Here is a 3,225-nt window from a genome sequence, read left to right on the forward strand (position 1 = left end):
GCCTTGTTCGAGTATTTCTCCCCCTCGTATGTCGAGGCGAGGAAGGTGGGCGGTAAGATGGTCAACACGAAACGGCCCCTGCTGTACAACTACGTGTTCGTCCACGCCTCGGAGGACGAGATCTTTAGCCTGAAGCGTACGCTTCCCCTGTATAATTTCCTCCCCCGGGTTTCCTCCGGCGGGCGGTCTTATTTCCCGTACCTCTCGGATCGTGAGATGGATACCTTGCGTTGGGTCGCGGCTTCTTACTCCAACGAGCTTCCGGTGTACGTGCCAGATAGCGGCCGCTTGTTGAAAGGCGACCGTGTGCGTATCACCTCCGGCCCTTTTTCCAATATGGAGGCGGAGGTGGTGGTGCAGCCGGGCGGTGGGCATAAGGACGTGATGGTGCGTATCCTCGACTGCCTGTGGGTCCCCTTGTTCGAGGTGAGAGCTGGGGAGTACGAGTTGATCGAGCTGAACACGGGGGGCAAGCACGTGTATACCCATTTGGACAACGACCGTCTGTCGGAGGGCTTGCACGATGCCTTGGGCCGTTACCATGCCTCTGGCGTGGTAGTGGATGAGGATGCCCGTCTGGCCCGTGAGGTCCTGCGTGGCTACGCCTCTCTCCGTGGTGAGACCGACGTGATCCGTTGCAAGCTTTACTCTTTGCTCCTTCCAGCCTATCTGCTTTTGGGCGAGGAGGATGAGTTCGATCGTTTGCGTTCTACGATGCGCAGCATGCTCCCGGTGATAAAAGCGGGGCAATCCCGTGCCTTGTTGCTGGTCACGCTGTACGGCTGTACGGACAGCAGCCTCTACCAGCGCATGGCGCACGAGCTGGTTGACCCTTGGCAGGAGGAGGCCTCGCCCAAGAGGAGCAAGACCGTGTTGATACGTCGTTTACGTGATTACGACCGTTGGTTCGGGCACGGGAACGGCGATGAATAAAAGATATGAGAGAAGAGAGAGAGACATGCGGCGTCCCTTCGGGCATCCGGCTGATGAACCTGTTGCGTGAGCGTTTGACAGAGATCATGGATCGTGAGCGTGCGAACCGAAACTCAATACACCTGTATTGCACGGGTCCCTACTGGGTAGCGTTCGAGCGTTCGGCCTACCAGCTGCATCGTGCGTTCCCGGATAGCGAGACCACTCCGTTGCGCCTGTACGCCTACCCGTTCCCGATCGTGATGGTGTCCGTTACGGATCGCTCGCTCCGCTCATATACTCGCAAGCATATCTTGAGAAGAGACGGGTCGGATTACAAGCTATTGACCGTCCCCGGGTTTCCCTTGGCGGACTACCGTGAATGGCACGCCGGCGAGGTGGAGGGATTGCCCCGGTTAAGCGAGAATTAGATAAGGGCAGAAAAGAAACGGTCGGATCCCCCGGATGGCAATGGCCGTCTCTAGCGGCTAGGAGACCCCTTGGCTTTGGCCGATAGGCTGACCCCGCTTTAACATATACCACTCCGGCCGTCCGGTGGTCCGGCCCTTTTATAATTGAGAATTGAGAATTAAAGAGATGATAATAGCGGTAGATTTCGACGGTACGATCGTCGAGCACAAGTATCCGGCGATCGGGCGTGAGCTTCCTTTCGCCATCGAGACGTTGAGGAAATTGCAATCGGATCGGCATAAGCTGATCCTTTGGACGGTCCGTGAGGGCGGGCTCTTGGAGGAGGCGTTGTCCTTCTGCCGTGAGCGTGGCTTGGAGTTCTACGCGGTGAACCGTGACTACCCGGAGGAGGAGAGAGACCGGAACAACCACTTCTCCCGCAAGCTGAAGGCGGACGTTTTCATCGACGACCGCAACCTCGGCGGCCTCCCGGACTGGGGCACGATCTACGAGATGGTGACCAAGGGACTGAGCTATGAGGACTTGACGCGTAAATACGAGTCGGAATACGAGCCGGAGAAACCCAAAGGTTTCCTGTCCCGCCTTTTCCGTTAAGTCCGTGTCATCCGTGTTTAAAGAAATAAAAACGATAACAAAATAATATGAAGATCAAAAGACTACTGTTCCTATTCTCGCTGCCCCTTTTGCTGGCGGCGTGTACGTCTTACAAGAACGTGCCCTACCTCCAGAACCCGGAGGCGGTGAACGATCTCGAGGGGACGCTTCCCCTGTATGACGCCAAGATCATGCCCAAGGACCTGTTGAGCATCACGGTCAACACGACGGACCCTCAGGCGGCGGCCCCGTTCAACCTGACGGTGCAGACCCCGTTGAACGCGGCCCTGACGAACATCAACACGACGACGCAACCCACGTTGCAGCAATACCTCGTGAACAACTCCGGCGAGATCGACTTCCCTGTGATCGGTACGCTGAGGGTCGGCGGCTTGACGAAGAACGAGGCGGAGAGCCTGATCCGTGAGAGATTGAGGCCTTACTTGAAGGAGGCGCCCATCGTGACGGTGCGCATGGCGAACTACAAGATCTCGGTCTTGGGCGAGGTGGCCCGTCCGGGCAGCTTCACGATCGGCAACGAGAAGGTGAACGTTCTGGAGGCGTTGGCGATGGCCGGCGACATGACGATCTATGGCGTACGTGACAACGTGAAGCTGATCCGCGAGGACGAGAGCGGGAAGCGCAAGATCATCAACCTTGACCTGAACGACGCCGGAATCGTGACCTCCCCGTATTATTATTTGAAACAGAACGACATCCTTTATGTCACGCCGAACGAGACGAAGGCGAGGAACTCCGATATCGGTAACAGCACGACGTTGTGGGTGAGCTCGATCTCGATCTTGGTCTCGATCGCCGGCCTGTTGGTGAACATACTTAAATAATTGAAAATAGAGAATTGAGAATTGAAAATTTAGAGAGATGGTGGACGATGGTATAAATACAAGCAATAATAATAATAACAATAACAATCCGGAGGGGGAGGATCGTGAGATCAATCTTTACGCCGTGTTTTTCAAGTATATGGTTTATTGGCCTTGGTTCGTGGCGAGCGTACTGGCCTGCTGCATCGGGATGTACGTCTTCCTGCGTTACCAGACGCCGGTGTATAACGTCACGTCGTCGGTGCTGATCAAGGAGGACGAGAAGAAGGGGGCAAACGCCGCCAGCGGCTTGGCTGCGATACAGGACCTTGGCATGCTCTCGATGACGAGCAACTTCGACAACGAGGTCGAGATCCTGAGGTCCCGCACGTTGATCAAGAAGGTGGTGAACGACATGGGCCTGTATATCGACATGGAGGAGTCGAACGCCTTGGGCTTCAAC

At 56.0% G+C, this 3,225-nt stretch carries 5 protein-coding genes; all 5 read left to right on the forward strand.

Annotated elements, in window-relative coordinates; genetic code table 11:
• Positions 1-933 (forward strand): transcription termination/antitermination protein NusG (locus DW033_RS24040; protein ID WP_122383240.1); only part of this gene is annotated, 933 nt, incomplete at its 5' end.
• 5 nt (positions 934-938) lie between these two features.
• Positions 939-1,343, forward strand: coding sequence for a hypothetical protein (locus DW033_RS24045; protein ID WP_036615028.1), 405 nt, complete (start codon positions 939-941; stop codon positions 1,341-1,343).
• Between the two features lie 166 nt (positions 1,344-1,509).
• Positions 1,510-1,938 (forward strand): BT0820 family HAD-type phosphatase, encoded by a 429-nt coding sequence (locus DW033_RS24050; RefSeq protein WP_005863166.1) that lies wholly within the window; start codon positions 1,510-1,512, stop codon positions 1,936-1,938.
• A gap of 47 nt (positions 1,939-1,985) precedes the next feature.
• Positions 1,986-2,783: a polysaccharide biosynthesis/export family protein gene (locus tag DW033_RS24055; RefSeq protein ID WP_122383241.1), complete on the forward strand. Its 798-nt coding sequence runs from the start codon at positions 1,986-1,988 to the stop codon at positions 2,781-2,783.
• Between the two features lie 37 nt (positions 2,784-2,820).
• On the forward strand, positions 2,821-3,225 hold a 405-nt coding region (locus DW033_RS24060), incomplete at its 3' end, for a Wzz/FepE/Etk N-terminal domain-containing protein (RefSeq protein ID WP_233554307.1).

This window comes from Parabacteroides sp. AF39-10AC (genome assembly GCF_003635405.1).
GTDB classification, from domain to species: Bacteria; Bacteroidota; Bacteroidia; order Bacteroidales; family Tannerellaceae; genus Parabacteroides; species Parabacteroides distasonis.

Coding starts and splice junctions, on each gene's coding strand:
- DW033_RS24045 (WP_036615028.1), top strand. CDS start 939: ATGAGAGAAGAGAGAGAGACATGCGGCGTCCCTTCGGGCATCCGGCTG.
- DW033_RS24050 (WP_005863166.1), top strand. CDS start 1,510: ATGATAATAGCGGTAGATTTCGACGGTACGATCGTCGAGCACAAGTAT.
- DW033_RS24055 (WP_122383241.1), top strand. CDS start 1,986: ATGAAGATCAAAAGACTACTGTTCCTATTCTCGCTGCCCCTTTTGCTG.